Source organism: Methylobacterium cerastii (assembly GCF_022179125.1).
GTDB classification, from domain to species: Bacteria; Pseudomonadota; Alphaproteobacteria; order Rhizobiales; family Beijerinckiaceae; genus Methylobacterium; species Methylobacterium cerastii.
Genome location: NZ_BPQG01000128.1, coordinates 1 through 3,511 on the forward strand (window position 1 = coordinate 1; position 3,511 = coordinate 3,511).

A 3,511-nucleotide genomic window follows, 5' to 3' on the forward strand; every position below is an offset into this window, starting at 1 on the left:
GATGGACGTGATCGAGACCCGGCTCGCCGGGGTGATGCGGGTGAAGCCGAATCGCTTCGGCGATGCCCGCGGCTGGTTCTCGGAGACGTTCCGCGTCGACGCGCTGGCGCGGGCCGGCATCACCTGCGCGTTCGTGCAGGACAACCAGTCGTTCTCGGCGCCCAAGGGGACGATCCGCGGCTTGCACTTCCAGGTCGCGCCGCAGCCGCAGGCCAAGCTCGTGCGGGTGCTCTCCGGGGCGATCCTCGACGTGGCGGTCGATCTCCGCCGCGATTCTGCCACCTATGGTCAGCATGTGACGGTGACGTTGGATGCGGAGGGCGGCGAGCAGCTGTTCATCCCGCACGGCTTCGCCCACGGGTTCTGCACCCTGACGCCCGACACCATGGTGGCCTACAAGGTGGACGCGTACTACAGCCCGGCCCACGACCGCGCCCTGGTCTGGAACGACCCCGAGGTCGGCATCGACTGGCCGGTCTCGGCGGCGGAGGCGATCCTGTCGGACAAGGACAAGGCGGCGCCGCGCCTGTCGGACCTCGGACCGGTGTTCTGAGGACCCGGCTTGCGACGACCGTCGACGCATTCAAGGAAAGGCCTGCCATGCGCATTCTGGTGACCGGAGGTTGCGGCTTCATCGGCTCCGCTCTCGTGCTCCATCTCGTGCGCGACCTCGGCCACGACGTGCTGACGCTGGACGCGCTGACCTACGCGGCCAACCCGGTCTCGCTGGACAGCCTCGCCGAGGATTCCCGCCACCGCCTTGTCGAGGCCGACATCTGCGACGCCGACGCGGTGCGCGCGGCCTTCGCAGACTTTGCGCCGGAGGCGGTGATGCACCTGGCGGCGGAAAGCCACGTCGACCGCTCGATCACCGATCCGGGCGCCTTCATCCAGACCAACGTCATCGGCACGCAGGTGATGCTGGATGCCGCGCGCGGCCACTACGAAGCGCTGCCAGCGGAGGCGAAGGCGCGGTTCCGCTTCCTCCACGTCTCGACGGACGAGGTCTACGGCTCGCTGCCGCCGGACGCGTTCTTCACGGAAGGTAGCCGCTACGATCCGCGCTCGCCCTACTCCGCCTCGAAGGCGGCCTCCGACCACCTCGCGCGGGCTTGGCACGAGACTTACGGCCTGCCGGTGCTGGTGACGAACTGCTCGAACAATTACGGGCCGCGCCACTTCCCCGAGAAGCTGATCCCGCTGATGATCCTCAATGCGCTCGAAGGCCGCAAGCTGCCGGTCTACGGCGACGGCCTGAACGAGCGCGACTGGATCCACGTCGAGGATCACGCCCGCGGCCTCGTGGCGGTGCTGGAGCGCGGCCGGGTCGGCGAGACCTATCTGCTCGGCGGCCGCGCGGTACGCAACAACCTCGCCGTGGTGAAGGCGCTCTGCGCCGCCTTCGACCGGCTGCGGCCCGAGGGCGCCCCGCACGAAAACCTGATCAGCTTCGTCGCCGACCGTCCCGGACACGACCGGCGCTACGCGATCGATCCGAGCAAGGCGCAAGCCGAGGTCGGCTGGGCGCCGTCCAAGACCTTCGAGCAGGCGCTTGAGGAGACGGTGCGCTGGTACCTCGACAACGAGGCCTGGTGGCGCCCGATCCGCGAAGGCCGCTACACCGGCGAGCGCCTCGGCCTGGCGCCGAGCGAGGGCGCACCCACGACAGGCAAGGGCGCCTGAATGGACATCCTCGTTCTCGGCGGCGCCGGGCAGGTCGGCACCGAGCTGCAGGCCTACGCCTGGCCGGAAGGCGTCACGGTGCACGCCCCCGACCGCGCCGCCCTCGACATCACCGACGCCGATGCCGTCGCCCGCCTGCTGGCGGTACGTCGCTTCGCGGCGGTGATCAACACGGCCGCCTACACCGCGGTCGACAAGGCCGAATCCGAGCCGGTTGCGGCCTGGCGCCTCAACGCGCTGGCGCCGGCGATCCTGGCCGCCGAGACGGCGCGCCACGCGATTCCGCTGGTGCACGTCTCCACCGACTACGTCTTCGACGGCACGCGCCCCGGCGCCTACCGGCCCGACGACCCGATCGCCCCGCGCAGCGTCTACGGCGCGAGCAAGGCCGGCGGCGAGCTGGCGGTGCGGGCCGGCAACCCGCGCCACGCCATCCTGCGCACCGCCTGGGTGGTGAGCCCGCACCGGGGCAACTTCGTGAAGACGATGCTGCGGCTCGCGGCCGAACGCGACCGGCTCACCGTGGTCGACGACCAGCACGGTTGCCCGACCTCCGCCGCCGACCTCGCCGCGGCGCTCGCCGTGGTCGCCCTGCGCATGGCGGACGACGCGAACGCGGCGACCGGCACCTTCCACTGCGTCAACGCCGGAACCACCACCTGGCACGGCTTTGCGCAAGCCGTCGTCGCCGGCAGCGTGGCACGCGGCGGGCGCGAGGTGCCGGTCGCCGGCATCCCGACCAGCGCCTACCCGACGCCGGCCCGGCGCCCGGCCAATTCCGAACTGTCCACCGAGAGCCTGACAACGGCCTACGGCATCGCGATGCGACCGTGGCAACAGGCTCTCGACACCATCCTCGACCGCCTGATCGGGCCGGTCCCAACGGAGGCGTCCCGATGAAGGGCATCATCCTGGCCGGCGGCTCCGGCACGCGGCTTCACCCGGCCACGCTGTCGATCAACAAGCAGCTGCTGCCGGTCTACGACAAGCCGATGATCTACTATCCGGTCTCGGTGCTGATGCTGGCCGGCATCCGCGAGATCCTGATCATCTCGAGCCCGGAACACCTCGACAACTACAAGCGCCTGTTCGGCACCGGCGAGCAGTTCGGCTTACGCTTCTCCTACGCGGTGCAGCCCAAGCCCGAGGGGCTGGCGCAGGCCTTCATCATCGGCCGCGACTTCGTCGGCGACGACGACGTGGCGCTGATCCTCGGCGACAACCTGTTCTTCGGCGCCGGCATGAGCGACCTGCTGGCGCGCGCCGCCGAGCGCAAGGCCGGCGCGACGGTGTTCGCCTACCACGTCGAGAACCCGCAGGCCTACGGCGTCGTCACCTTGGACGCGGCCGGGCGCCCGTTGCGCCTGGTCGAGAAGCCGACCGAGCCGGAATCGACCTGGGCGGTCACCGGCCTGTACTTCTACGACAACCAGGTGCTCGACATCGCCGCCGCGGTGAAGCCGTCGCCGCGCGGCGAGCTCGAGATCACCTCGGTCAACGAGGCCTACCTCGCGCTCGGCCAGCTCCACGTCGAGAAGATGTCCCGCGGCTACGCCTGGCTCGACACCGGCACCCACGACAGCCTGCTCGAAGCCTCCGAGTTCGTGCGCACGATCCAGAACCGCCAGGGCCTGCAGGTGGCCTGCCTGGAGGAGATCGCGTTCGAGCGCGGCTTCATCGGTCGCGACCAGCTCGTCGCCCGCGGCGAGCTGTTCAAGAAGACCGCCTACGGGCAGAACCTCCTCAGGCTGGCGCGCGAACACGCGGCAGAATGAACCGCCGCCCGGCCGGGCGCTATTTCGGGCTGCAGCCGATGCAGATGCCGCGC

At 70.3% G+C, this 3,511-nt stretch carries 4 protein-coding genes; all 4 read left to right on the plus strand.

From position 1 onward, the window contains the following. The first annotated feature begins 1 nt into the window (after position 1). From rfbC to rfbA, 4 genes are read left to right on the plus strand one after another with little or no spacing between them, the layout of a single operon-like run. Positions 2-553, plus strand: coding sequence for a dTDP-4-dehydrorhamnose 3,5-epimerase (gene rfbC / locus MFF13_RS25795; protein WP_238273336.1), 552 nt, complete (start codon positions 2-4; stop codon positions 551-553). 47 nt (positions 554-600) lie between these two features. Then, positions 601-1,683: a dTDP-glucose 4,6-dehydratase gene (gene rfbB, locus MFF13_RS25800; protein WP_238273337.1), complete on the plus strand. Its 1,083-nt coding sequence runs from the start codon at positions 601-603 to the stop codon at positions 1,681-1,683. Further along, a complete protein-coding gene (gene rfbD, locus MFF13_RS25805) occupies positions 1,684-2,583 on the plus strand; it encodes a dTDP-4-dehydrorhamnose reductase (RefSeq protein ID WP_238273338.1) in 900 nt (299 codons plus the stop codon). After that, complete coding sequence (gene rfbA / locus MFF13_RS25810; protein ID WP_147753858.1) at positions 2,580-3,458, plus strand: glucose-1-phosphate thymidylyltransferase RfbA; 879 nt, start codon at positions 2,580-2,582, stop codon at positions 3,456-3,458. The genes rfbD and rfbA overlap by 4 nt, the downstream gene beginning before the upstream one ends. Positions 3,459-3,511 lie beyond the last annotated feature (53 nt).

Excerpts from the sequence above, each read along its gene's own strand:
- rfbD (WP_238273338.1), top strand. The coding sequence starts at position 1,684 with ATGGACATCCTCGTTCTCGGCGGCGCCGGGCAGGTCGGCACCGAGCTG.
- rfbA (WP_147753858.1), top strand. The coding sequence starts at position 2,580 with ATGAAGGGCATCATCCTGGCCGGCGGCTCCGGCACGCGGCTTCACCCG.
- rfbB (WP_238273337.1), top strand. The coding sequence starts at position 601 with ATGCGCATTCTGGTGACCGGAGGTTGCGGCTTCATCGGCTCCGCTCTC.
- rfbC (WP_238273336.1), top strand. The coding sequence starts at position 2 with ATGGACGTGATCGAGACCCGGCTCGCCGGGGTGATGCGGGTGAAGCCG.